The organism is Pengzhenrongella sp. (assembly GCF_036565025.1).
Taxonomy (GTDB): Bacteria; Actinomycetota; Actinomycetes; order Actinomycetales; family Cellulomonadaceae; genus Pengzhenrongella.
This window is the reverse complement of the sequence record NZ_DATCNW010000460.1, coordinates 1-2,365: the sequence shown is the minus strand read 5'-3', so window position 1 is coordinate 2,365 and position 2,365 is coordinate 1. Positions and strand designations below refer to the sequence as shown.

Below are 2,365 nucleotides of genomic sequence, written 5' to 3'. Positions count from 1 at the left end.
CGGTCGACGAGCTCGCCGCCGCTCGGGCCCGCCGCGGGCGCAGCAGGTGGATGGCGGTCGCAGCCGTCGCCGCGGGTGCGCTCGTCTTCGGTTCGGCGGGCTACGCGGTCGGCAACCGCAGCGCCTCGCCGACCGCGGCGGGCGCCGCGATCGTCCTGGGCGGGCAGGGAACCCAGCAGGGTGCTACCCAGCAGGGGGCCGGTGGGCCGGGCACTGCCCTGCAGGGCTCCGAGCTCGGCCCGTCCACCGGGGTGAAGGGGCCCAACGCCCCGGCGCAGGCGAACGCCACGGACCGGATGAGCAGCGCGATGATCGCGCCCTGGTACGGCGGCCGGACCGTGTTCACCGCGTCGGGGCTGTCCGACAAGGCCGGGTCGGCGCAGGCCTGGGCCTACGACCCCGGCCGGGTGTTCTCCGCGGACACCGCGAACCGGCTGGCCAAGGTCCTCGGCGTCAAGGCCACCGCGTCCGTCGTCGACGGAGCGTGGACCGTCGGCCCGGTCGACGGCAGCGGACCCCAGCTCCAGCTCCAGCCCGACGGGCTCGCAAGCTTCAACTACTACAACCCCGCACTGGACGTATCCAACTGCCCGACGGCGACCCCCGAGGGCAAGGCCGCGCCGAGCACGCCGCAGAGCTCGGGCGGTTCCGTCAGCTCGGGCTCGACCGGTTCCGGCGGTGTGAACCCCGGCGGCGTTATGGTGCCGGTCCCCGCCCCGGCCTGCACCACGACCCCCGCCGACCCTGCACCGCAGGGTGCCGCCGCCGTCGCGAAGGCCCGCGAGCTGCTGCGCGCGCTCGGCCTGGACGCCGACGCGTACGAGTACGAGGCGCAGGGCACCGGCACGATTCAGAAGGCCTCCGTGACGAGGCAGTTCAGCTCCGTAGGCGCGTACCAGGTGGTCGGGGGCGAGCGCACCGGGGTGACCTGGAGCCTCAGCTTCGTCGGCGCGAGCCTGCAGTCGCTGTACGGAGCGCTCGCGCCGGTCCACTCGCTCGGCAGCTACGACGTTGTGAGCCCGACTGACGCCGTGTCCCGGCTGATGGACCCTCGCTTCGGTCCCAGCTACTCGGGCGGGCCCATCATGTACGCGTCCGCGAAGGGCGCGGTGGCGAACGACAAGCCGACGGTCACCGAGCAGAACACGACCGGCGCCACGCCCGACGTCGGTCAGGTTCCGCCCCGCACCGTCCCGCCGACGGTGCGGGCGGGCAGTGCATTCGGGTGGCCGGTCACCAAGGTGACGCTCACCAAGGCCCGCCTCGGCCTGGCGCAGTACACGCTGCCCGACGGAGCAACTGTGCTGCTGCCGGCATATGCGCTGTCGGGTGCGGCCGACGGCCAGACCTGGTCGGTCGTCGCCGTCACCGACGCCCACCTGGACTTCACGACGGCCAAATAGCACCCGCCGTCGGCCGGCTCACCGCGCGCTCATCGCGGCGGGCCGGCCGCACCGGCCCGGGAGGCGGCGCCGGCTACTACTCCGAACGTGAAGATTTGGCCAAACGACACGAACACGGCAAATGAGGCGCTAACATAATGGAGACGGCCCGACGTTCCCAGCCCCCTGCGGATGCGTCGGGTCGTCCTTTCTGTCCCCGGGGTCCGCACTCACTCGTCGGGGATCACCATCTCGTCCGTCGCCGGCCGGGACGGCTCTGCGGCCCGAGCGGCCCGGACCCGCGTGGGGTGAGTGTGTCCCACCACCGCTCGATGACCGTGCCCGGCGCGCACGCTGCCCCGAGCGACTGGAGCTCCGCGGCCCACGAGGCGATCCGGTCGTCGATCTCGGTCTCGTCGTCGCCGTCGTTCAGGTGACCCGTGCGATGGGTTTCGAGGTACCGGCGCACGGCCATCACGCGAGCCACCCACACGCCCCCGCGGCCGCGATTCGGTCCCTCACCTGCCGCGGCGTCGGTGGGATCGCCTAGGGTGACGGCCATGACGGACCGCAGTCCCTTGCTGCTCTTGGACACCGCCTCGCTGTATTTCCGCGCGTTCTTCGGGATCCCGGACAGCATCCGCTCGCCCGACGGCCTCCCGGTCAACGCCGTGCGCGGCCTGCTCGACATGACCGCGCGCCTGGTCACGAGCCGGCACCCGATCCGGATCGTGGCGTGCTGGGACGACAGCTGGCGGCCGGCGTTCCGGGTCGCGGCCATCCCGTCCTACAAGGCGCACCGCGTGGTCGCCGGGACGACCGACGTCGAGGAGGTGCCCGACCTCCTCTCCCCGCAGATCCCGGTCATCGTCGAGGTGCTCGCCGCGCTCGGGATCGCGCGGGTCGGGGTGCCGGGGTACGAGGCCGACGACGTCATCGGCACCCTGGTCGCACGCGAGGGCGCCGTGCCGGCCGACCGGCGG

General features: G+C 73.2%; 3 protein-coding genes. 2 read left to right on the top strand and 1 reads right to left on the bottom strand.

What is annotated here, in order from left to right:
- Positions 1-1,403, top strand: a 1,403-nt coding sequence (locus VIM26_RS25885; RefSeq protein ID WP_331956210.1) for a hypothetical protein, incomplete at its 5' end; no start/stop codon positions are given.
- Between the two features lie 223 nt (positions 1,404-1,626).
- On the opposite strand, the gene VIM26_RS25880 is transcribed toward VIM26_RS25885, so the two are convergent.
- Positions 1,627-1,944: a hypothetical protein gene (locus tag VIM26_RS25880; RefSeq protein ID WP_331956209.1), complete on the bottom strand. Its 318-nt coding sequence runs from the start codon at positions 1,942-1,944 to the stop codon at positions 1,627-1,629.
- On the opposite strand from VIM26_RS25880, the gene VIM26_RS25875 reads away from it, so the two are divergent.
- Positions 1,943-2,365: 5'-3' exonuclease (locus VIM26_RS25875; protein WP_414696587.1), on the top strand; the 423-nt coding region annotated here is incomplete at its 3' end. The genes VIM26_RS25880 and VIM26_RS25875 overlap by 2 nt on opposite strands.